This is a genomic window from Pseudomonas sp. IT-P74 (assembly GCF_949768175.1).
Taxonomy (GTDB): domain Bacteria; phylum Pseudomonadota; class Gammaproteobacteria; order Pseudomonadales; family Pseudomonadaceae; genus Aquipseudomonas.
Window position 1 is genome coordinate 51,728 of record NZ_CATKQD010000004.1, and the last position, 23,071, is coordinate 74,798.

Genomic DNA, 23,071 nt, shown 5'->3' on the forward strand with positions numbered 1-23,071 from the left:
CGGACAACGGACATCTCCGGAGCGTCTGGTGAGTTAATAACAACTCTCAAAAGGAGCACAAAATGACTGCGCTAAACCTGATTCCCGGCCAACTGACCCTCGCCCAACTGCGTGACGTCTACCAGCAGCCGGTGAAACTGACCCTCGACCACAGCGCCTCGGCCCAGATCGAAGCCAGCGTTGCCTGCGTGGAACAGATCCTCGCCGAGAACCGCACCGCCTACGGCATCAACACCGGTTTCGGCCTGCTGGCCTCGACCCGCATCGCCAGCGAAGACCTGGAAAACCTGCAGCGCTCGCTGGTGCTGTCCCACGCCGCCGGTGTCGGCCAGCCGATCAGCGATGACCTGGTGCGTTTGATCATGGTGCTCAAGGTCAACAGCCTGAGCCGTGGTTTCTCCGGCATCCGCCGTGTGGTGATCGACGCGCTGATCGCCCTGATCAACGCTGAGGTGTACCCGCACATTCCATTGAAAGGTTCGGTCGGTGCTTCCGGTGACCTGGCACCTCTGGCCCACATGTCGCTGGTGCTGCTGGGCGAAGGCAAGGCGCGCTACAAAGGCGAGTGGATGGAAGCCACCGAAGCGCTGAAAGTTGCCGGTCTGACCCCGCTGACCCTGGCCGCGAAAGAAGGCCTGGCGCTGCTCAACGGCACTCAGGTGTCCACTGCTTTTGCCCTGCGTGGCCTGTTCGAAGGCGAAGACCTGTTCGCCGGTGCCTTGGCACTGGGCGGCCTGACCGTTGAAGCGGTCCTGGGCTCGCGCTCGCCGTTCGACGCACGCATCCACGCTGCCCGTGGCCAGAAAGGCCAGATCGACGCCGCCGCCGCTTACCGCGACCTGCTGGGCGAGCGCAGCGAAGTCTCCGACTCCCACGAAAACTGCGAGAAGGTCCAGGACCCGTACTCCCTGCGCTGCCAGCCACAAGTCATGGGCGCCTGCCTGACTCAGTTCCGTCAGGCGGCCGAAGTGCTGGCGATCGAAGCCAACGCCGTTTCCGACAACCCGTTGGTGTTCGCCGCTGAAGGTGACGTGATCTCCGGTGGCAACTTCCACGCCGAGCCGGTGGCCATGGCCGCTGACAACATGGCGCTGGCCATCGCTGAAATCGGTTCCCTGAGCGAACGCCGCATCTCGCTGATGATGGACAAGCACATGTCGCAACTGCCGCCGTTCCTGGTGGCCAACGGTGGCGTGAACTCCGGCTTCATGATCGCCCAGGTGACCGCAGCGGCACTGGCCAGCGAGAACAAGGCGTTGTCCCATCCGCATTCGGTGGACAGCCTGCCGACTTCCGCCAACCAGGAAGACCACGTATCGATGGCGCCGGCGGCTGGCAAGCGTCTGTGGGAAATGGCCGAAAACACCCGTGGGATTCTCGCCGTGGAATGGCTGGCGGCCGTTCAGGGCCTGGACCTGCGCAATGGCTTGAAGACCTCGCCGAAACTGGAAAAGGCCCGAGCCATCCTGCGTGCCGACGTGCCGTTCTACGAGAAAGACCGCTTCTTCGCGCCGGACATCAATGCGGCGTCTGAATTGTTGGCCTCGCGTTGCCTGAACGAGCTGGTGACGGCGAAGTTGTTGCCTAGCCTGTAATAGCCCCTTCGCGAGCAAGTCGAATCGTCGCACCGCCGCTCCCACATGGATCGTACTGAACCTGTAGGAGCTGGCTTGCCAGCGATTCGATTTTGCGTCGAATAACAATAATTAGGGACGAGAAATGCAACAGGCAGAAAAAGGTTTGAAACGCGGGCTCTCTGCCCGACATATTCGCTTCATGGCGCTGGGGTCGGCGATCGGCACCGGGCTGTTTTATGGTTCCGCCTCGGCCATTCAAATGGCCGGGCCCGCGGTATTGCTCGCTTACCTGATCGGTGGCGCGGCGGTGTTCATGGTCATGCGCGCCCTCGGTGAGATGGCGGTGCATAACCCTGTGACCGGCTCGTTCGGCCAGTACGCCAGCACTTACCTGGGGCCAATGGCGGGCTTTGTCCTCGGTTGGACCTACGCATTTGAAATGGTCATCGTCGGCATGGCGGACGTCACGGCGTTCGGTATCTACATGGGCTTCTGGTTCCCGGAAGTCTCCCGCTGGATCTGGGTGCTGGGTGTCGTTTCCATCGTCGGCGGCCTGAACCTGTGCAACGTCAAAGTCTTCGGTGAAATGGAGTTCTGGCTGTCGCTGCTCAAGGTCGCGGCTATCATCGCGATGATCCTGGGTGGTTTCGGCATCATGTGGTTCGGCATCAGCTCGGCCCCCGGCCAAGCGACCGACATCAGCAACCTCTGGAGCCATGGCGGCTTCATGCCCAATGGCATGAGCGGTCTGATTGCTTCGTTCGCGGTGGTGATGTTTGCGTTTGGCGGTATTGAAATCATCGGCGTAACGGCAGGTGAAGCCAAGGACCCGCAGCACGTGCTGCCCCGGGCGATCAATGCTGTTCCGTTGCGGATCCTGCTGTTCTACGTGCTGACGATGCTGGTGTTGATGTCGATCTTTCCATGGCAGCAGATCGGCAGCCAGGGCAGCCCGTTCGTGCAGATTTTCGACAAGCTGGGGATCAGCTCGGCGGCCACCATCCTCAATATCGTGGTGATCACGGCGGCGATTTCGGCGATCAACAGTGACATCTTCGGCGCTGGCCGCATGATGTTCGGTCTGGCCCAGCAAGGGCATGCACCCAAGGGCTTCGCCCGCCTGTCGCGCAATGGCGTGCCATGGATGACGGTCGTGGTGATGAGTGCCGCACTGTTGCTGGGCGTTTTGCTGAACTACCTGATCCCGGAAAACGTGTTCCTGTTGATCGCTTCCATCGCGACCTTTGCCACGGTGTGGGTCTGGCTGATGATTCTGGTGACCCAAGTGGCGATGCGCCGCTCCATGAGCGCCGAGCAGGTTGCACAACTGAAATTCCCGGTACCGTTCTGGCCCTATGCGCCGGCGGCGGCGATTGCCTTCATGCTGTTCATTTTCGGCGTGCTGGGCTATTTCCCGGACACCCAGGCGGCGCTGATCGTCGGCGTGGTCTGGATCGTGTTGCTGGTGCTGGCTTACCTGACATGGGTGAAACCGGCGGCGGGCCAGGCTGCCCTGGTGACACAGGACCCTGTTTTTTCTCATCGATAACCTAATGGAGGCCAAGGATGAAAACGCTCTGGCAACACTGTCACGTCGCAACCATGGCACAAGGCGTCTACTCGATCATCGAGGACGCGGCCATCGTGACGTCAGGAGCGCACATTGAGTGGATCGGCCCGCGCGGTGAGTTGCCGGCGGGCGAGTACCCGGCCGTCAATGATTTGAACGGGGCCTGGGTCACACCGGGCCTGATCGACTGCCACACCCACACGGTGTTCGGCGGAAACCGCAGCGGTGAATTCGAGCAGCGCCTGCAAGGCGTCAGCTATGCGGAAATCGCCGCCAGCGGTGGCGGCATCGCCAGCACCGTGCGCGCCACCCGCGCGGCCAGCGAAGATGAATTGTTCGCCAGCGCCGCCAAACGCCTGAAAAGCCTGATGCGCGATGGCGTCACCAGCATCGAAATCAAGTCCGGCTACGGCCTGGACCTGGCCAACGAACGCAAGATGCTGCGCGTGGCCCGTCGCCTCGGCGCCGAATTGCCGGTCAGCGTGCGCAGCACCTGCCTGGCGGCTCACGCTTTGCCGCCGGAGTACAAGGATCGCGCTGACGACTACATCGATCACATCTGCGCCGAGATGCTCCCGGCTCTGGCCGCCGAAGGGCTGGTGGATGCGGTGGACGCATTTTGTGAATACCTGGCGTTCTCGCCTGCACAGGTCGAGCGCGTCTTCATCACAGCCCAGGAACTGGGGTTGCCGGTGAAACTGCACGCGGAGCAATTGTCGTCGCTGCATGGTTCGAGCCTGGCGGCGCGTTACCACGCGCTGTCTGCCGATCACCTGGAATTCATGACCGAGGATGACGCCATTGCCATGGCTGAATCCGGCACGGTCGCGGTGCTGTTGCCCGGCGCCTTTTACTTCCTGCGCGAAACCCAGTTGCCGCCGATGGAAGCCCTGCGCAAGCACGGCGTGAAAATCGCCATCGCCAGCGACCTCAACCCGGGCACTTCGCCGGCACTGTCATTGCGCCTGATGCTGAACATGGCTTGCACCTGTTTCCGCATGACCCCGGAAGAAGCCCTGGCCGGCGCGACGATTCATGCCGCCACCGCGCTGGGCATGGCCGACACCCATGGTTCGCTGGAAGCCGGCAAGGTCGCGGATTTCGTCGCCTGGCAAATCGATCGTCCGGCCGACCTGTGTTACTGGCTGGGCGGTGACCTGGAAAAACGCGTCGTGCGCCACGGCGTCGAATCAAGTCTGTAGGAGATCTGTTGTGGATAAGGTTCTGAACTTCAAACAAGGCCGCGTACCGCTGCTGATCAGCATGCCCCACGCTGGCGTGCGCCTGACCCCTGCGGTCGAAGCCGGGTTGATCCCTGACGCGAAAAGCCTGCCGGACACCGACTGGCATATCCCGCAGCTTTACGACTTCGCCGCGGAACTGGGTGCAAGCACCCTGGCCGCCGAGTACTCGCGGTTCGTCATCGACCTGAACCGGCCATCCGACGACAAACCGCTGTACGTGGGCGCGACCACCGGCCTGTACCCGGCTACGTTGTTCGACGGCATACCGTTGTTCCGCGAAGGGTTGGAGCCTTCTGCCGATGAGCGCGCGACTTATCTGGAGCAGATCTGGACGCCGTATCACAGCACCTTGCAGCAGGAACTGGCGCGGATGAAGGCCGAGTTCGGCTACGCGCTGCTGTTCGACGCGCATTCGATCCGCTCGATCATCCCGCACCTGTTCGACGGCAAACTGCCGGACTTCAACCTCGGCACCTTCAATGGCGCCAGTTGCGATCCACAGCTTGCGACCCGGCTGGAAGCGGTCTGTGCGCTTCACGACAACTACACTCACGTACTCAACGGGCGCTTCAAGGGCGGCCACATCACCCGCCATTACGGCAACCCGGCCGAGAACATCCACGCGGTGCAACTGGAACTGGGGCAGTGCACCTACATGGAAGAGTTCGAGCCGTTCCGTTATCGCCCGGATCTGGCGGAGCCGACGCGGGTGGTGTTGAAGGAGTTGCTGCAAGGGTTGTTGGCCTGGGGCGAGAAGCACTACGGGCATTAAGGCTTGGTGCGGTCTCTGTAGGAGCGAGCTTGCTCGCGAAAAACGTCAGGTCAACGTATGCATTCAGGCAGCCCGCGTCATCGTTGTCCTCCATCGCGAGCAAGCTCGCTCCTACAAGTCGCCACCGTGCAAAACACGGTCGCCACAGTTCGCTTCTACCGCTCGTCTGCTGCGTAATGTTCTGGCCACGGTGCACAAAGACACCGCCCCGACAATAATCCGCTGCCGCACGAGAATGCTATCCATGACAAGCCCCAAAGGTCTGTTCACCCGCTGTCTCTCAATCTTCTGCGGTACCGCGCTGTTGAGCGCCGGCGCCATGGCCGCGGACGATGCTTCCTGCAAAACCGTGCGTATGGGCGTGGTCAACTGGACCGACGTGATCGCCACCAGTGGCATGGCCGATGTGCTGCTCAACGGTCTGGGCTACGAAAGCAAGCAGACCAGCGCCGTGCAGCAAATCATCTTCGCCGGCATCCGCGACAAGCGCCTGGACATCTTCCTCGGTTACTGGAAACCGGCGATGGATAAAAACATCGCCCCCTTCGTGGCTGCCAATCAGGTCAAGGTCATGGACAAACCGAGCCTGGCCGACGCCCAGGCCACCCTCGCGGTCCCTGACTATGTGGCAGCGGCGGGCTTGAAAACCTTTGCCGACATCGCCAGGTTCAAGGATCAACTCGGCGGCAAGATCTACGGCATCGAGCCGGGCAGCGGCGCCAACACCACGATCAAGACCATGATCGAAACCAATCACTTTGGCCTCAAGGACTTCAAACTGATCGAGTCCGGTGAGGCCGGGATGCTGGCGGCCGTGCAGCGGGCGGTGAATCGCAAGGAGTTCGTGGTGTTCGTCGGCTGGACCCCGCACCCGATGAACATCAACATGAAGATCGACTATCTGACCGGCAGTGAAGACGTGTACGGGCCGAATGAAGGCGCGGCGACCGTTTCCACCGTGACTGCGCCGGATTACGCCCAGCGCTGCCCGAACGTCAATCGCCTGCTGGAAAACCTGACCTTCACCGCCGCCCAGGAAAGCCAGTTGATGGTGCCGATCATGGAGCGCCAGTCGGCTCAGGATGTCGCGAAGAAATGGCTGCGTGACCATCCGGAAGACTTGCAGCGCTGGCTGGCGGGTGTCAGCAGTTTCGATAGCAAGGATGGCGTGGCGACGGTTCAGGCCAGTCTCAAGAACTGACCCCTGTCTGATCTGTGCAAAACCTGTAGGAGTGAGCCTGCTCGCGATAGCGGTAGGACATTCAGAATAGATCGACTGACGCGCCGCCATCGCGAGCAGGCTCGCTCCTACAGGGGGATTTCACCGACTTTTCTGAACGGGCACCAGGTTTATGGCTCCTTACCCGCTTTCCAGGCAAATGACAGCATTCGTCGACAAAACCCTGAGTTTCAACAGCACCGACAGCAGCATCACCGGGTTGCGCCAGGCCTACAGCGAGATGTGCCGGGCGTTTACCCCGGCACGCCCCGCCGGGTTGCATGTGGCCGATTTCGAGTTGGCTGGTGTCGCTGTTCGTTCCTATCAACCACCAGCCAGCGGTGCGTCGTGCATCGTTTACCTGCATGGCGGCGGCTGGGTGGTGGGGGACCTCGATTCCCACGATTTCATCTGCGCCGAATGGGCATCGGCACTCGGTGTGCGGGTGATCGCCGTCGATTACCGCCGGGCACCGGAGCATCCGTTTCCCGCCGCGTTCGATGATTGCCTGAAGGTCTGGCGAGCACTGCGCACCGGGCCGTTTCAACTCGATCCTGCGCGTACGCTGGTGGCCGGCGACAGTGCCGGTGGCAACCTCGCGGCGGCGTTGTGCCTGGCGCTACGCGATGCCGGTGAGCCGGTGCCGTGCGCGCAGGTGCTGATCTATCCGGGGTTGGGCGGCGATCACCGTCTGCCGTCGCGCAGCGAGTGCATCGACGCGCCATTACTCGGCAGCAGTGACGTCGATTGCTATCACGCGCTTTACCTGCAAGGCACCCGCCATCCGGACGCCTACGCCATGCCATTGCTCGCCACGGACTTCAGCGGATTGCCACCTGCATTGATCGCCGTGGCGCAATTCGACCCGTTGCGTGACGACGGCGTGCTGTATGCCGAGCGACTGAATGCCGCGGGCGTTGCTGCCACGCTGTATGTCGGCGCGGGTTTGGTCCATGGCTGTTTGCGGGCCCGCGGGCAGGCGGCCGAGGTCGATGCACTGTACGAAACCCTGTTTGGTTATCTTGCGGAAAAACTCTGACTCCGCACGGGCATGCTCATTGACGTAAATCGGGTTTATGATGCCGGACGGCAGAATAATAGAAAGTCCCCCCAGGGATGACCTCGACCCCTTACGGAGTGCGCAATGCAGACTTTGTACCCGCAGATCAAACCCTACGCCCGGCACGATCTGGCCGTCGATGCGACCCACACCCTGTACGTCGACGAAAGCGGTTCACCGGAAGGTTTGCCGGTGGTGTTCATCCACGGCGGCCCCGGTGCCGGATGTGATGCCCAGAGTCGTTGCTTCTTCGATCCCAACCTCTATCGCATTGTCACCTTCGATCAGCGTGGCTGTGGTCGCTCCACCCCCCACGCCAGCCTGGAAAACAACACCACCTGGGATCTGGTCGCCGACCTCGAGAGGATTCGCCAGCACCTGGGTATCGACAAATGGGTGCTGTTTGGCGGCTCCTGGGGGTCGACCCTGGCACTGGCCTACGCGCAAACCCATCCTGAGCGGGTACATGGTCTGATCCTGCGTGGGATCTTTCTCTGCCGTCCGCAGGAAATCGAATGGTTCTACCAGGCCGGCGCCAGCCGTCTGTTCCCCGATTACTGGCAGGACTACATCGCGCCGATCCCGCTGGACGAGCGCGGCGACTTGCTCACCGCGTTTCACAAACGCCTGGTCGGCAACGACCAGATCGCCCAGATGCACGCGGCCAAGGCTTGGTCCACCTGGGAGGGCCGCACCGCGACCCTGCGTCCCAACCCGCTGGTAGTCGACCGTTTCTCCGAGCCGCAACGTGCGCTGTCGATTGCCCGCATCGAATGCCACTACTTCACCAATCACGCCTTCCTGGAGCAGAACCAGTTGATCCGCGACATGGGCAAGATCGCCCATTTGCCTGGTGTGATCATCCACGGTCGATATGACGTGATCTGCCCGCTGGATAACGCCTGGGAATTGCATCAGGCCTGGCCGAACAGCGAACTGCAGGTCATCCGCGATGCCGGTCATGCCGCTTCCGAGCCTGGCATCACCGACGCGCTGGTACGCGCCGCCGATCAGATGGCCCGGCGTCTGCTCGATCTGCCGCCTGAAGAAGCATGAAGGGCCTGCTGCAGCGTGTGCGCGGCGCGCGAGTCGAGGTCGGGGGCGAGATTGTGGGTGCCGTCGATCAGGGATTGCTGGTCCTGGTAGCCGTCGAGCCCGACGATACGCGGGCCAGCGCCGACAAACTTCTTAATAAACTGCTTAACTATCGGGTATTCAGTGACGCCGAGGGCAAGATGAATCTGTCCCTGGCGGATGTGGGCGGCGGGCTGCTGCTGGTCTCTCAGTTCACCCTGGCTGCCGATACCAAAAGCGGGCTGCGTCCGGGTTTCTCGACTGCGGCCCCTCCAGCGCTGGGCGAGGAGCTGTTCGACTATCTATTAAGCAAAGCGAAACAGGTGCATGGCACTGTGGCATCAGGTAGATTCGGCGCGGATATGCAGGTGCACCTGGTCAATGATGGCCCGGTAACCTTCCTGTTACAGACCTGAAAGCGTTTGAAACAAGTTTTTACGCTCATTTCGACTGAAAACAGGGTTTTTTCGCGATAAATACTTTGTTACCCCTGATGCGTTGTAACGCGGCCTACTAGATAATCCCGCGCTACGGGGATCAGCGTTCGTTGGTCCATTTTGACTTAGGTAGAGACTTGACCGTATCCGATTGGGGAATCATTTCGCCCCCGCGGAGTCGGAACAATGCTCGCCAACTTGGCAAGAGTGGTTTGCAAGGGCGGTTTTTTCATACCGTAGACCGTGCAGACCCTTTAACTGGCCGTTGGTTTTTTGATCTGTTTTCGGCGAGGGTTGCTCGTGATTGTTAGTCCCTGTAACGCACCAAAATTGTCTGCCAAACGGTTACGCAGCGCCCTGGTAGCGGGCTCTGCACTGCTCTGCCTGCTCAGCGCCGGTCAGCTTTGGGCATTCAGTCTGGATGATGTATCGGTCAAGGCAAAAGAGCTGGCCGCGCAGAAATACGAAGCGCCGCGCAGTAACCTGCCGAACGAGTTCCGCGACATGAAATTCGCGGACTATCAGAAAATTCGTTTTCTGACGGAAAAAGCCGAGTGGGCTGATCAGAAGACGCCGTTCAAGCTGTCCTTCTATCACCAGGGCATGCATTTCGATACGCCGGTGAAAATCAACGAAATCACCGCGAACACCGTCGAAGAGATCAAATACGATCCGAGTCGTTTCGATTTCGGCGACATGCAGTTCGATCCCAAGGCCACCGAGCAACTGGGTTATGCCGGTTTCCGTGTGCTGTACCCGATCAACAAGGCCGACAAGCAAGACGAAATCATGACCATGCTTGGCGCGAGCTACTTCCGCGTCGTCGGCAAGGGGCACGTCTATGGTTTGTCCGCTCGCGGCATGGCGCTGGATACCGCATTGCCGTCCGGCGAAGAGTTCCCGCGTTTTCGCGAATTCTGGATTCAGCAGCCCAAGCCAGGCGACAAGCACCTGGTGATCTTCGCCCTGCTGGACTCTCCTCGTGCCACCGGCGCGTATCGCCTGACCCTGCGTCCGGGTAGCGACACCATCGTCGACGTCAAGGCGCAGATGTTCCTGCGTGACAAGGTCGGCAAACTGGGCATCGCTCCGTTGACCAGCATGTTCCTGTTCGGCGCCAACCAGCCGTCGAAAGTACTGAACTACCGTCGCGAACTGCACGACTCCAGCGGTCTGGCGATCCATGCCGGCAACGGCGAGTGGATCTGGCGTCCGCTGAACAATCCAAAGCACCTGGCCGTGAGCAACTTCAGCGTGGAAAACCCGCGCGGCTTCGGTCTGCTGCAACGTGGCCGCGACTTCAGCCACTACGAAGACCTCGACGACCGGTACGACAAGCGCCCAAGCGCCTGGATCGAGCCGAAGGGTGACTGGGGCAAGGGCACTGTTGACCTGGTCGAGATTCCGACCGCCGACGAAACCAATGACAACATCGTTGCCTTCTGGAACCCGGAAAAACTGCCGGAACCTGGCCAGCCGCTCGATGTCGCTTATCGTATGCACTGGACCATGGATGAAACCTCGATTCACGCGCCGGACAGCGCCTGGGTCAAACAGACCCTGCGTTCCACCGGTGACGTCAAGCAATCCAACCTGATTCGTCAACCGGACGGCAGCGTTGCCTACCTGGTGGATTTCGAAGGCCCGTCCCTGGCGGCATTGCCGGCCGATACGGAAGTTCGCAGCCAGGTCAGCGTGGGCGACAACGCCGAGCTGGTGGAAAACAGCGTGCGTTACAACCCTGAAACCAAGGGCTGGCGCCTGACCCTGCGGATGAAGATCAAGGATCCGAGCAAGTCCACCGAGATGCGTGCCGCTCTGGTGCAGAACATCGTGCCGGCGGACCTGGCCAAGACTTCGATTCCGTCGTCGAACTCGTCGGTTGCCAAGGCCGACAAGGTTGCCGCCAAGCAACAAGAGAAAGCGGACAAGGAAGCCAGGCAAGCGGAGGCCAAGCAGGCCGAAGCGAAGCCTGTTACAGATGCCAAGGACCAGGCCAATAAAGACGCCAAGCAGCCTGTCGCTGCCGACGCGGCCCCAGCCACACCGGAATCGGCGCCGACTGAAGAAGTCCTGACCGAGACCTGGAGCTATCAGTTGCCTGCCGATGAGTAACTCTCAAGTACGGCCAGAAACTCTTTCCGAGTATCTGGCGCATCTGCCGATGACCGACCAGCAGCGCGCGGAACTCGCGGGCTGCCAGTCTTTCAGCGAATTGCATGAACGCCTTTCATCGTCGACGTTCGACGCCCCGACCGAAGCCGCCCAGGCTTCGGTGGGCAAACGCCTGACCCTGAGCACTGCCGAAGAGCTACAGGACGCGGAAATGCTGGTGCTCGACGCCAACGGCCGGGTCTGCCTCAAGGCGACCCCGCCGATCCGGCGGACCAAGGTCGTGCCGGAGCCGTGGCGCACCAACATTCTGGTGCGTGGCTGGCGCCGGATGACCGGTCGTACCAACCCGCCGAAGCCGCCGAAGGACGAGCGTGTATTGCCGGCCGCGCGCTGGCGTACCGTGGGTTCGATCCGTCGCTACATTCTGTTGCTGCTGATGCTCGGCCAGACCATCGTTGCCGGCTGGTACATGAAAGGCATCATGCCGTACCAGGGCTGGTCGTTCGTCGACCTCAACGAAGTGCTGCACCAACCGCTGCTGCAAACCGCCACGCAAGTGCTGCCGTATGCCTTGCAGACCAGCATCCTGATCCTGTTCGGGATTCTGTTCTGCTGGGTATCGGCCGGTTTCTGGACCGCGCTGATGGGCTTCCTGGAGTTGCTGACCGGCCACGATAAATACCGTATCTCCGGCAAAAGTGCCGGCAACGAGCCGATTCCGAAGGATGCGCGCACCGCTCTTGTGATGCCGATCTGCAACGAAGACGTGCCACGGGTATTCGCCGGCCTGCGGGCGACCTTCGAGTCGGTGGCGGCCACGGGTGACCTGGACCGCTTCGACTTCTTCGTCCTCAGCGACAGTAACGACGCCGATATTTGCGTCGCCGAGCAACAGGCCTGGCTGGACGTCTGCCGTGAAGCCGGGGGCTTCGGCAAGATTTTCTATCGCCGCCGTCGTCGTCGCGTAAAACGTAAAAGCGGCAACCTCGACGACTTCTGCCGTCGCTGGGGCGGTGACTACAAATACATGGTCGTACTCGACGCCGACTCCGTGATGAGTGGCGAGTGCCTGACCAGTCTGGTGCGCCTGATGGAAGCCACGCCGGACGCCGGGATCATCCAGACCGCGCCACGGGCGTCGGGCATGGACACCCTGTATGCGCGCATGCAGCAGTTCGCCACTCGCGTGTATGGCCCGCTGTTCACTGCCGGCCTGCACTTCTGGCAACTGGGCGAATCGCACTACTGGGGCCACAACGCGATCATCCGCATGAAGCCGTTCATCGACCACTGCGCCCTGGCGCCGTTGCCGGGTAAAGGCGCGTTCTCCGGCTCGATCCTGTCCCACGACTTCGTAGAGGCTGCGTTGATGCGCCGTGCCGGCTGGGGCGTGTGGATTGCCTACGACTTGCCGGGCAGCTATGAAGAACTGCCGCCAAACCTGCTGGACGAACTCAAGCGTGACCGTCGCTGGTGCCACGGTAACCTGATGAACTTCCGCCTGTTCCTGGTCAAGGGCATGCACCCGGTGCACCGTGCGGTGTTCCTGACCGGCGTGATGTCCTACCTGTCGGCACCGTTGTGGTTCTTCTTCCTGGTGCTGTCGACCGCGCTGCTGGCGGTCAACACGCTGATGGAGCCACAGTACTTCCTCGAGCCGCGCCAGCTCTATCCGCTGTGGCCTCAATGGCATCCGGACAAGGCGATTGCGCTGTTCTCGACCACCATCGTGCTGCTGTTCCTGCCGAAGCTGTTGAGCATCATCCTGATCTGGGCCAAGGGCGCGAAAGAGTTCGGCGGCAAGTTCAAGGTGACCCTGTCGATGCTGCTGGAGATGTTGTTCTCCATGCTGCTGGCGCCGGTGCGGATGATCTTCCACACCCGTTTCGTGCTTGCCGCGTTCCTCGGCTGGGCCGCGACCTGGAACTCGCCGCAACGTGACGACGACTCCACGCCGTGGAGCGAAGCGGTCAAGCGCCACGGCCCGCAAACCCTGCTGGGCTTCTTCTGGGCCTTGCTGGTGATCTGGCTGAACCCGAGCTTCCTGTGGTGGCTGGTGCCGATTGTCGGCTCGTTGATTCTGTCGATTCCGGTGTCGGTGATCTCCAGCCGTGTCGGCCTTGGCCTGAAGTCCCGCGACGAGAGCCTGTTCCTGATCCCGGAGGAATACAATCCGCCGCAAGCCTTGCTGGCCACCGACCAATACACCCACGAAAACCGTTACCACGCATTGAACGACGGCTTCGTCCGTTCGGTGGTCGACCCACAGCAGAACGCCCTGGCATGCTCGCTGGCGACCTCCCGGCACAATCAGGCTGAGCCGATTGAGTGGCTGCGGATCGAGCGGGTGCGGCACGCGATGAAGGTTGGACCTGAGGGCCTGACCAACAACGAGCGTGTGCAACTGTTGAGCGACCCGGTGGCACTGGCGCGACTGCATGAGCAGGTCTGGAGCGAGGGTCACCCTGAGTGGCTGGGCGCTTGGCGCAAGTCGGTCAAGGCCGACCCCCATGCGCCACTGTTGCCGCTCAAACCGTTGAGCGTGCAGCCTCAGTTGGCGTAATGAAAAAACCCGCGAAAGCGGGTTTTTTTATGGCTTCAAAGTTATACCGCGCCGTTCCAATCGCGAGCAAGCTCGCTCCCACGGAGCCTGTGCCTGGCACAGGTGTTGTGTTCGAGCAGGTCAGTGTGTGAGCGAGCCTGCTCGCGATGAGGTGCCACTCAAACCCTGAACTTGCCCACCAGCATCTGCAAATGCGTTCCCAACCGTGCCAACTCAACGCTGGAAGCCGCGGTCTCTTCACTCGCCGCCGACGTCTGATCCGACACATCCCGCACATTCAGCACGCTGCGGTTGATCTCTTCAGCCACGGCGCTCTGTTGCTCGGCAGCCGCGGCGATCTGCTGGTTCATCGCCTGGATCGCCGACACCGTGCGGGTGATGCTTTCCAGTGAGCCACCGGCGCGGCGGGTCAACTCTACGCTGCTGTCGGTCAGGCTACGGCTGTTGTCCATGATGGTCGCCACTTGCTGGGTGCCGTTTTGCAGGCCGACGATCAGCTCTTCGATCTCTTCGGTGGACTTCTGGGTGCGCTGGGCCAGGCTGCGGACTTCGTCGGCGACCACGGCAAAACCACGTCCGGCTTCACCGGCGCGGGCTGCTTCGATGGCGGCGTTGAGCGCCAACAGGTTGGTTTGCTGGGCCACGGACTTGATGACGTCGAGCACGCTGCCGATCTTGTCGCTTTCGCGCTGGAGTTCGCCCATGGCTTCGGTGGAGTGGCCGACTTCCTTGGCCAGGCGTTCGATCTGGGCGATGGCTTCACCGACCACTTTGTCACCCTCACGGGCCTGCTGGTCGGCGGCGACGGCGGCTTCGGAAGCTTCTTCGGCGTTGCGCGCAACTTCCTGCACGGTAGCGGCCATTTCGTTCATGGCGGTGGCGACCTGATCGGTTTCGACCTTCTGGCTGTTGACTCCGGCGCTGGTCTGCTCGGTGACCGCGGACAACTCTTCGGCGGCGCTGGCGATCTGCGTGACGCCATCGCTGATGCCGCCGATCAGTTCGCGCAAGCCTTGGGTCATGCTCTGCATGGCACGCTGCAACTGGCCAAGTTCGTCGCGGCGCTGCGACGTCAGGTTGTGGGTCAGGTCGCCACTGGCGACGCGCTGGGCCACGACCAGGGTCTGGTTCAACGGAATGATGATCTGCCGGGTGATCGCCCAGGCGGCCAGCAAGCCGAAGGCGATGGCCAGAGCGGTGGCGAGGGTCAGCATGTTCTTGGCGTGGGCGGCGTCGGTGTCGCGCACGACGGTTTGCGAGACGGTGAGTTTCTGGCTCATGTCCACCAGGATGTCGCCTTGGACGGACATGCGTGCCAGGGCCTTGGCGCTGGCCACCTGGGAGTCGCGGAACTGGCTGACGGCGGCACGGTAGGCCTTCAGTGAATCAGTCGTCTGTTGCAGGTTGGCGATGTGTTCTTCGGGCAGTCTGGCCGGTAGGCTCTCGAGGTTCTTCAGGGCGTTGTCGATCGCGTCGAGGGCTGGCTGTTCGGCCTCGCTCTTGCCGCTGTAGGTGTAGCCGCGCACCTGGAAGCGCGCTTGCTGGATCAGTTTGCTCAGGTCGATCACGCTGTTGAACGCCGCCACGCTGTCACCTTGCAGCATGGATTTTTCCACGTCGGCGACGCGGGCCACGGCATTGTCGGCGGTGGCGCCGAGCTTGCTGCGGGCGTCTTCACGCTGGGCGCCGGCCTGGGTCATGTCGCTGAAGGCACGACGGTATTCGGCGACAGCGGCCAGTTGTTGATCGACCATGGCCGTATCGGCCGGTTGCTCGATCAGGCCGCGGGCGGTCTGCAGGCCGCTTTCGAGCCTGCCCAACAGATCGTTGACGGCGCCGGGGCCTTGTTCACCGCGACGCATCTCATAATCCAGGCGTGCAATGCGCAGGTCCTTGGTCAGGTCGTTGAGACTGGCGATGAACCCCAGTTTATCGCCACGGCTGGTCACACCGCTCAGGCCGTTCCAACCGGTGAAGGTGATCAGCAGGGTGAGTAACAGCACCAGGCCGAAGCCGATCCCCAGCTTGCGTTTGACGCTGACGTTTCCCAGATTCTCGGCTAGCCATTGGTACATGCTGAAACTCCCTGGACCACAATTTGGTTTTATGGGGGATGTATCGGCAGGGGTGGGAGGTTCTGTAGGCGCTGCCCGATATATGGGCGGATGATGAAGTGTAGGAGCGAGCCTGCTCGCGATGGCGGCGGATCAGCCGACATTGATGTGGCTGGTATACCGCCATCGCGAGCAGGCTCGCTCCTACAGGGTAAATGTGTGATCTCAGAAAAGTCGTGCGAGCAGCGCGGTCACGGCGGTTTCGACGCGCAGGATGCGCTCGCCCAGTTGCACCGGTTGCAGGCCGGACTTGCCCAGCAGGTCGATCTCGTAGGGAATCCAGCCGCCTTCGGGGCCGATGGCCAGAGTCACCGGTTCGCTGAGCGCGCGAGGGCAGGGCGGGTAATTGCCCGGATGCCCCACCAGGCCGAGGGTGCCATTGGTCATCGCCGGCAGACGGTCTTCGACGAAGGGCTTGAAGCGCTTCTCGATCACGACTTGCGGCAGCACGCTGTCCCGGGCCTGTTCGAGGCCGAGGATCAACTGCTCGCGGATCGCCTCAGGCTCCAGGAAGGGGGTCTGCCAGAAGCTCTTCTCGACGCGATAGCTGTTGACCAGGACGATACGCGGCACACCCATGGCCGCCACGGTCTGGAACACCCTACGCAGCATTTTGGGGCGTGGCAGGGCCAATATCAGGGTCAATGGCAGCTTGGCTGGTGGTGGCTGGTCGAGGATGACGCGCAATTCCGCTTCGTCGGCGTCCAGGCGCAGCACTTGGGCCGAACCCATCAAGCCGCCGATCCGCCCGACGCGCATGCTGTCACCGACTTCGCAGCGGTGGACTTCCTGCATGTGCGTCAACCGGCGATCACGCAGGATCACCCGGTCGGCCGCAATGAAATCGGCCTCTTCAAGGAGCAGCAGGTTCACGCTTGGGTCGCTGGCGGCTGGTCGTTGTGATCGTCAGCCGGCTGATCGTCCGGATGCTCGCCACGCTTGCTGATCAGGCTGCCAAACAGGATGCCGACTTCAAACAGCATCCACATCGGTATGGCCAGCAGGGTCTGCGAGAAGATGTCCGGCGGGGTCAGGATCATGCCGACCACGAAGCAGCCGATGATCACGTACGGGCGGATCTTCTTCAGGTATTTGACGTCGACCACGCCGATCCACACCAGCAGCACCACGGCCACCGGGATTTCAAACGCCACGCCAAAGGCGAAGAACAGCGTCATGACGAAATCAAGGTAGCTGGTGATGTCGGTCATCATTTCCACGCCGGCCGGGGTGGCGGAGGCGAAGAACTTGAAGATCAGCGGGAACACCAGGAAATAGGCGAACGCCATGCCGGCGTAGAACAGAAAGATGCTGGAGACCAGCAAGGGTACGGCGATGCGCTTTTCATGCTTGTACAGGCCCGGGGCGATGAAACCCCAGATCTGGTGCAGGATCACCGGGATGGCCAGGAACAGCGAGACCATCATCGTCAGCTTCAGCGGCGTCAGGAACGGCGACGACACGTCGGTGGCAATCATCGTCGCGCCGGCGGGCAGGTACGCGCGCAGCGGCGTGGAGACAAAGGTGTAGATCTGCTGGGTGAAGGCGAACAGCCCGGCAAAGATGATGAAGATCGCCGCTACGCAGCGCAGCAGGCGGGTACGCAACTCGGTGAGGTGCGAAACCAGCGGCATGTGCTGGTCGTTTTCAGGGAGATCGCTCATGGGGCTCGCGGCGGCAGTGTTGGGTCATGAGGGGCCGGCGCAACGGGCGCAGCCGCGGGTGTAACGGGTTCAACCGGAGTGGCTGCAACAACGGGCGCAGGTTCGACAGGCGTTACAACGGGAGCAGGTGTCGGGTCGACGGCAGCGGCAGGCGCATGAATCGTCTGCGCACCCACATGCTCCACCGGCGTCGGCTCCTGCTGGGTCGGCGTGAAGATTTTCCGCGCCTCCTGCTCAAGCGACAGGATGTGTTCGTTGTGCAGTTGCCGACGAATTTCGTCGGCACCGATTTCACGTTCAACTTCCTGTTTTATCGCGTTGAAGCTGCGCTTCAGGCGCCCGACCCACAGGCCGGCGGTGCGCGCAGCGCCCGGCAAGCGCTCGGGGCCCAGCACCAGCAGGGCGACGAGGCCGACGAGCAGCAGTTCAGAGAAGCTGATACCAAACATTAGTCAGTGCTCACACGTCTTTGCGGATCGGCTCTTCGACTTTCTGTGCCTGCACGTCGATGGTGTGCGGCTGGTTCACGGATGCCTGTGGCTGTACCGGTGGAACCGGTTGGGCCGGGGTCGCATTCGGATCGGCCGGTTTTTCGTCGTCGTTCATGGCTTTCTTGAAGCCCTTGATCGACTCGCCGACGTCGGTGCCGAGGTTTTTCAGTTTCTTGGTGCCGAACACCAGTACCACGACCACCAGGATGACGATCCAGTGTTTCCAGTCAAAAATGCCCATGCTGCTGCTCCTCTCTAATCGTTATTCAGGCGGACGGTCGCGAGGCTTTCTCGGCGTGTCCGGAGAGACCGAAACGACGGTCCAGTTCATCGAGTACAGCCTGTGGATGCTGCCCCAATTGGGCGAGCATGACCATGCTGTGGAACCACAGATCGGCGGTTTCGTAGATCACATCGCTGCAGTCGCCGCTGACGGCGGCGTCCTTGGCGGCAATGATGGTCTCGACCGACTCTTCGCCGACTTTTTCCAGAATCTTGTTCAAGCCCTTGTGGTACAGGCTGGCGACATACGAGCTATCGGCGGCGGCGCCTTTGCGCTCCTCCAGTACCTCGGCGAGGCGGGTGAGAGTGTCACTCATGTTTGTGCCCTGCGGAATAGATGGCGTGCGGATCTTTCAGAACCGGGTCGACGGTTGTCCAGTCGCCGTTCTCAAAGACGCGGTAGAAGCAGCTCTGGCGGCCGGTATGGCAGGCGATGTCGCCGATCTGCTCGACCATCAGGATGATGACGTCGGCGTCACAGTCCAGGCGCATCTCGTGCAGGGTCTGCACATGGCCGGATTCTTCGCCCTTGCGCCACAGCTTGCCACGGGAACGCGACCAGTAAATGGCGCGGTTCTCGGCAGCGGTCAGTTCCAGTGCTTCGCGGTTCATCCAGGCCATCATCAGGACGCGCCCGGTCTTGTGATCCTGGGCGATGGCCGGCACCAGGCCGTCAGCGTCCCACTTGATCTCGTCCAGCCAGTTTTTCATCTTCGACTCCGACAGCGGGCTCGACACTTCAATAGCCGAGCTCAGGCGTTGAAACAGTGTGCCAGTCGTTCACACAACTGGCTATCGGCGCACGACCAGATACAAGCCGACCGCCATCATGATTCCCGCCGGCCAATAGGCCAGCTGGTTCAGCGGACCACCCGCGGCAAGGACGGCGCCACCGGCCAGGTGGGCTGTACCGAGCAGGCGCAGGAACCAGTCGTCACGGCGTCGGTGCCACGATGGCGGCGGGTTGAGGGCATGGGGTTGGGACATGCGCTCGAGCAGGTCGCGGGCCATGTTGGCCAGGTGCGGGATCTGTTCAAACTGGCTGTGCACGTTGCCGAGCAGGGCTTTGGGGCTGACCCGCTCGCGCATCCAGCGCTCGAGGAACGGTTGCGCGGTGTTCCACAGATCGAGGTCCGGGTACAGCTGGCGGCCCAGGCCTTCGATGTTCAGCAGGGTTTTTTGCAGCAGGACCAGCTGTGGCTGCACTTCCATGTTGAAGCGCCGCGCGGTCTGGAACAGGCGCATCAGCACCTGGCCGAAGGAAATATCTTTTAACGGTTTTTCGAAGATCGGCTCGCACACGGTACGGATCGCCGCTTCGAACTCGTTGAGTTTGGTTTCCGCCGGTACCCAGCCCGAATCGATGTGCAACTGCGCCACGCGACGGTAATCGCGCTTGAAGAAGGCGAACAGGTTGCGCGCCAGGTAATCCTGGTCTTCCGGGGTCAGGCTGCCGACGATGCCGCAGTCGATCGCAATGTACTGCGGGCTCCACGGATTCACGGTGCTGACGAAAATGTTGCCGGGGTGCATGTCGGCGTGGAAGAAGCTGTCGCGGAACACCTGGGTGAAGAAAATCTCCACGCCACGCTCGGCGAGCATTTTCATGTCGGTGCGCTGGTCCGCCAGGGTCGCCAGATCGGTGACCTGGATGCCGTAGATGCGTTCCATCACCAGCACTTTCGGCCGGCACCAGTCCCAATACACTTGCGGCACGTACAGCAGCGGCGAGCCATCGAAGTTGCGTTTCAACTGGCTGGCATTGGCCGCCTCGCGCAGCAGGTCGAGTTCGTCGTAGATGGTTTTTTCGTAGTCGCTGACCACGTCCACCGGGTGCAGCAAACGCGCATCGGCCGAGAGTTTTTCGGCGGCGCGGGCGAGGATGAACAGCCACGCCAGGTCCTGGGCGATCACCGGTTTGAGGCCCGGGCGGATCACCTTGACCACCACTTCTTCGCCGGTTTTCAGTTGCGCGGCATGCACCTGCGCCACCGAGGCCGAGGCCAGCGGTTCGACGTCGAAACGACTGAACACTTCGCTGATTTTCTTGCCCAGCTGTTCTTCGATCAGCTTGACCGAAACCTGCGAGTCGAACGGCGGCACGCGGTCCTGCAGCTTCATCAGTTCGTCGGCGATGTCTTCGGGTAGCAGGTCGCGGCGGGTGGACAGGATCTGCCCGAACTTGATGAAGATCGGCCCCAGGTCCTGCAACGCCAGGCGCAAGCGCGCGCCACGGCTCAGGTCCAGGGGCTTGCGCGGGAACCAGCGCCATGGCAAGGCATAACGCAGCGCCCGCAAGAACCAGGGCAGCGGCAGGGCGAACAGCAGGTCATCGAGGCGGTAGCGGATCACGACGCGCTGGATGCGCAACAAACGGCGGACGGCAAGCAGCTTCATGCGTTATCGCTTGGGTCGAGGGATCGGGAAAGGCGCTCGAAACGCGCCTCGAGACGTTCCAGATCGAGCTTGATCTGGTCCAGTTCACTGAATCGGGCTTCGGCTTCGCGCTGACCGACGAGGGTGCGCGATTCTTCGGCCAGGTACTCGCCCAGGTTCTGGCCCAGGCTGGCAAAGCCTTGCTGATACCAGCGGGCGCGGCTGCGCAGGTGGCCGCCGACCAGTTGCGTGGCTACCGGGCCGAGCCAGCGCGACAGCTCGTACTCCCAGTCCAGTTCGAGGTCCTGGAGGATCGCCGCCAGTTCCAGCAGCACGCCGCTGTCGCCATCGAGTTCGACTTCAGGTGCGTGCAGGACGGAAGTCTTGTCCCGGCTCATCGCCAGTTTCAGCAGGCTCCAGGCCGGCGCACGCAAGGTGCAGTCGGCGCCGGTTTCCCACTGCGAGGCGAGCATCAAACCTTCGTCGCTGGCCAGGATGAACAGTTGCAGCGCCGGGCTGCGGCAATCGACGGCGATCACTTTGCCGGTCAAGTGCGCCAGCCGCGGCAGCGCCGTGCTGTCGAGGCGCAGCACCCGGTTCAGGCCGAGTTCAACGCTGGCGAGCAGGCCGGCGAGCAGCATCAGGGCTTGATGCCGCGGTGCAGGGCAACGATGCCTGCGGTCATGTTGTGATAGGTCACGCGGTCGAAACCGGCCTCGACCATCATCGACTTCAGGGTTTCCTGGTTCGGGTGCATGCGGATCGATTCGGCCAGGTAGCGATAGCTTTCCGAGTCGTTGGTGATCAGCTTGCCCATCAGCGGCATGAAGGCGAACGAGTAGGCGTCGTAGGCCTTGGACATCAGCGCGTTGGTCGGCTTGGAGAACTCCAGCACCAACAAGCGGCCGCCAGGCTTGAGCACGCGCAGCATCGAGCGCAGGGCGTCTTCTTTGTGGGTCACGTTGCGCAGGCCGAAGGCGATGGTCACGCAATCGAAATGGTTGTCCGGGAACGGCAGTTTTTCCGCGTCGGCCTGGACGAATTCGACATTGCCGGCCACACCCAGATCCAGCAGGCGATCACGACCGACCTTGAGCATGGATTCGTTGATGTCGGCCAACACGACCTGGCCGGTCGGGCCTACCAGATGCGAGAACTTGCGGGTCAGGTCGCCGGTACCGCCGGCGATGTCCAGCACGCGGTTACCGGTGCGCACACCCGACAGTTCGATCGCGAAACGCTTCCACAGACGGTGCATGCCGCCCGACAGAAGGTCGTTCATCAGGTCGTACTTGGCGGCTACCGAGTGGAAAACCTCAGCGACTTTTTCCGCTTTCTGGCTTTCCGGAACGTTTTTGAAGCCGAAGTGAGTGGTGGGTTCGGCATCGCTGCCTTTGCGCTGATCAGTCATATCGCTGTCACCAAAAGAGAATGCGCGACATTCTAATCCCCAAGGCATGCTTTGTCTTGGCAAGGCTGAAGGTAAGATGGGCAACCATCGGGACGTTTTGACGCAGCAGAGGTCAAGATGCCTCGGGAAAGCATCCATAAAGCAGGAGTCATTCGATGGCCCGTATTAGTGTTGAACGTGCCCATGGCCTGGGTAAGGAAGCGGCTCGCGAGAAGGCCGACAAGCTGGCGCAGAAACTTTCCGATCAGTATGGCCTGGAGCCGCAGTGGTCCGGCGACACCCTGAACCTCAAGCGCTCGGGTGTGAAGGGCGCGGTGCATGTCAGCGAGGATTCGATCAGGGTCGACGTGGAGCTGGGCCTGATGATGTCGGCCATGAGCGGCATGATCAAAGCGGAAATCGAGAAGGCGCTGGACAAGGCGTTGGTCTGATCCCCGATTGAAATCACATCCCTTGTAGGAGTGAGCCTGCTCGCGATGACGGAATGTCAGCCAATATCAATGTTGACTGGTTAACCGCTATCGCGAGCAGGCTCACTCCTACATTTGTTTTGTGGTGCACCTGACGGTTCATGTCATTTGTTAGGGTGCCGTTTCTAATTTTTCTCCCTACTTTGTGCCAGAGCCCGACACTTACCCGGGCAGTTCCTCAAACCTTCTGCGCGTGAGGTGCACCATGGCCAAAGTTATTTTGAAGAAAAAAATCGACCCGTCGACCGGCACGCTGGGCGACGTCAAATCCTATGCCCGCAAGATCTGGCTGGCGGGCCTGGGTGCCTACACCAAGGTCGGCCAAGAGGGCAGCGAATACTTTCAAGAGCTGATCAAGGCGGGTCAGGTTGTTGAAAAGAAAGGCAAAAAGGTAGTTGCCGAGAAACTTGAAGCGGCCAATGCCGAGATCGATGAAGCCAAGAGTGAAGTCAGCACTTTCAAAGGCCGTGTCGAAGTTCAACTCGACAAGGTCGAGAAGGCGTTCGACACGCGTGTCGCAAGTGCCTTGAATCGTATCGGCATTCCGTCTAAACATGACGTTGAGACACTCTCTGCTAAGCTCGATGAGCTGACGGCATTGCTCGAACGTGTCGCGCGTAAATCTTAAGGAG

The 23,071-nt window shown here is 61.4% G+C and carries 22 protein-coding genes and 1 pseudogene; 12 read left to right on the forward strand and 11 right to left on the reverse strand.

Annotated features, from left to right (window positions below; genetic code table 11):
- Positions 1-62 precede the first annotated feature (62 nt).
- The 10 genes from hutH to mdoH all read left to right on the forward strand — a co-directional run bounded on the left by hutH (position 63) and on the right by mdoH (position 13,631).
- Entirely contained in the window at positions 63-1,595 is a 1,533-nt protein-coding gene (hutH, locus tag ACM6J5_RS03910; protein ID WP_095942330.1) for a histidine ammonia-lyase, read from the forward strand.
- 124 nt (positions 1,596-1,719) lie between these two features.
- A complete protein-coding gene (locus ACM6J5_RS03915; RefSeq protein WP_095942331.1) occupies positions 1,720-3,126 on the forward strand; it encodes an amino acid permease in 1,407 nt (468 codons plus the stop codon).
- 17 nt (positions 3,127-3,143) lie between these two features.
- Positions 3,144-4,349, forward strand: coding sequence for an imidazolonepropionase (hutI, locus tag ACM6J5_RS03920; protein WP_150672324.1), 1,206 nt, complete (start codon positions 3,144-3,146; stop codon positions 4,347-4,349).
- A 10-nt stretch (positions 4,350-4,359) separates the two neighbouring features.
- Entirely contained in the window at positions 4,360-5,163 is an 804-nt protein-coding gene (hutG, locus tag ACM6J5_RS03925; protein WP_414927862.1) for an N-formylglutamate deformylase, read from the forward strand.
- Positions 5,164-5,407: 244 nt separating this feature from the next.
- The gene (locus tag ACM6J5_RS03930; RefSeq protein ID WP_414927863.1) at positions 5,408-6,364 is read left to right on the forward strand and encodes a choline ABC transporter substrate-binding protein; all 957 of its coding nucleotides are present in this window, start codon (positions 5,408-5,410) and stop codon (positions 6,362-6,364) included.
- Between the two features lie 151 nt (positions 6,365-6,515).
- Positions 6,516-7,421 (forward strand): alpha/beta hydrolase, encoded by a 906-nt coding sequence (locus ACM6J5_RS03935; protein ID WP_095942335.1) that lies wholly within the window; start codon positions 6,516-6,518, stop codon positions 7,419-7,421.
- Positions 7,422-7,526: 105 nt separating this feature from the next.
- The gene (pip, locus tag ACM6J5_RS03940; RefSeq protein WP_095942336.1) at positions 7,527-8,498 is read left to right on the forward strand and encodes a prolyl aminopeptidase; all 972 of its coding nucleotides are present in this window, start codon (positions 7,527-7,529) and stop codon (positions 8,496-8,498) included.
- The gene (dtd, locus tag ACM6J5_RS03945; RefSeq protein ID WP_095942337.1) at positions 8,495-8,932 is read left to right on the forward strand and encodes a D-aminoacyl-tRNA deacylase; all 438 of its coding nucleotides are present in this window, start codon (positions 8,495-8,497) and stop codon (positions 8,930-8,932) included. Before pip ends, dtd begins: the two co-directional genes overlap by 4 nt.
- 321 nt (positions 8,933-9,253) lie before the next feature.
- On the forward strand, positions 9,254-11,068 hold the full coding sequence (locus ACM6J5_RS03950) for a glucan biosynthesis protein G (protein WP_150672325.1): 1,815 nt from the start codon (positions 9,254-9,256) through the stop codon (positions 11,066-11,068).
- Positions 11,061-13,631, forward strand: a complete 2,571-nt coding sequence (gene mdoH, locus ACM6J5_RS03955) for a glucans biosynthesis glucosyltransferase MdoH (protein WP_095942339.1) — start codon at positions 11,061-11,063, stop codon at positions 13,629-13,631. Before ACM6J5_RS03950 ends, mdoH begins: the two co-directional genes overlap by 8 nt.
- A 158-nt stretch (positions 13,632-13,789) precedes the next feature.
- Here mdoH and ACM6J5_RS03960 read toward each other — a convergent pair whose 3' ends face one another.
- The 11 genes and pseudogenes from ACM6J5_RS03960 to ubiE form a co-directional block, all read right to left on the reverse strand.
- Positions 13,790-14,662 (reverse strand): methyl-accepting chemotaxis protein, encoded by an 873-nt coding sequence (locus ACM6J5_RS03960; RefSeq protein WP_371918216.1) that lies wholly within the window; start codon positions 14,660-14,662, stop codon positions 13,790-13,792.
- Positions 14,645-15,706 (reverse strand): annotated as a pseudogene (locus tag ACM6J5_RS03965) (methyl-accepting chemotaxis protein); the annotation flags it as partial. The pseudogene ACM6J5_RS03965 and the gene ACM6J5_RS03960, both read right to left, overlap by 18 nt.
- Positions 15,707-15,910: 204 nt before the next feature.
- Positions 15,911-16,618: a 16S rRNA (uracil(1498)-N(3))-methyltransferase gene (locus tag ACM6J5_RS03970; RefSeq protein ID WP_414927864.1), complete on the reverse strand. Its 708-nt coding sequence runs from the start codon at positions 16,616-16,618 to the stop codon at positions 15,911-15,913.
- Positions 16,615-17,409, reverse strand: a complete 795-nt coding sequence (gene tatC / locus ACM6J5_RS03975) for a twin-arginine translocase subunit TatC (protein ID WP_095942342.1) — start codon at positions 17,407-17,409, stop codon at positions 16,615-16,617. The genes ACM6J5_RS03970 and tatC overlap by 4 nt, the downstream gene beginning before the upstream one ends.
- A complete protein-coding gene (gene tatB, locus ACM6J5_RS03980; RefSeq protein ID WP_414927865.1) occupies positions 17,406-17,858 on the reverse strand; it encodes a Sec-independent protein translocase protein TatB in 453 nt (150 codons plus the stop codon). The genes tatC and tatB overlap by 4 nt, the downstream gene beginning before the upstream one ends.
- Positions 17,859-17,868: 10 nt before the next feature.
- Positions 17,869-18,141, reverse strand: a complete 273-nt coding sequence (locus tag ACM6J5_RS03985) for a twin-arginine translocase TatA/TatE family subunit (RefSeq protein WP_007989280.1) — start codon at positions 18,139-18,141, stop codon at positions 17,869-17,871.
- Between the two features lie 25 nt (positions 18,142-18,166).
- On the reverse strand, positions 18,167-18,499 hold the full coding sequence (locus ACM6J5_RS03990; RefSeq protein ID WP_007975564.1) for a phosphoribosyl-ATP diphosphatase: 333 nt from the start codon (positions 18,497-18,499) through the stop codon (positions 18,167-18,169).
- Entirely contained in the window at positions 18,492-18,893 is a 402-nt protein-coding gene (hisI, locus tag ACM6J5_RS03995; protein ID WP_046816940.1) for a phosphoribosyl-AMP cyclohydrolase, read from the reverse strand. The genes ACM6J5_RS03990 and hisI overlap by 8 nt, the downstream gene beginning before the upstream one ends.
- A gap of 81 nt (positions 18,894-18,974) precedes the next feature.
- Entirely contained in the window at positions 18,975-20,579 is a 1,605-nt protein-coding gene (gene ubiB / locus ACM6J5_RS04000) for a ubiquinone biosynthesis regulatory protein kinase UbiB (RefSeq protein WP_095942345.1), read from the reverse strand.
- Entirely contained in the window at positions 20,576-21,199 is a 624-nt protein-coding gene (locus ACM6J5_RS04005) for an SCP2 domain-containing protein (RefSeq protein WP_414927866.1), read from the reverse strand. The genes ubiB and ACM6J5_RS04005 overlap by 4 nt, the downstream gene beginning before the upstream one ends.
- Entirely contained in the window at positions 21,199-21,969 is a 771-nt protein-coding gene (gene ubiE / locus ACM6J5_RS04010) for a bifunctional demethylmenaquinone methyltransferase/2-methoxy-6-polyprenyl-1,4-benzoquinol methylase UbiE (protein ID WP_007989286.1), read from the reverse strand. Before ubiE ends, ACM6J5_RS04005 begins: the two co-directional genes overlap by 1 nt.
- A gap of 155 nt (positions 21,970-22,124) precedes the next feature.
- On the opposite strand from ubiE, the gene ACM6J5_RS04015 reads away from it, so the two are divergent.
- Positions 22,125-22,400, forward strand: coding sequence for a polyhydroxyalkanoic acid system family protein (locus ACM6J5_RS04015; RefSeq protein WP_008047826.1), 276 nt, complete (start codon positions 22,125-22,127; stop codon positions 22,398-22,400).
- A 244-nt stretch (positions 22,401-22,644) separates the two neighbouring features.
- Positions 22,645-23,067, forward strand: coding sequence for a phasin family protein (locus ACM6J5_RS04020; RefSeq protein ID WP_008047828.1), 423 nt, complete (start codon positions 22,645-22,647; stop codon positions 23,065-23,067).
- Positions 23,068-23,071 lie beyond the last annotated feature (4 nt).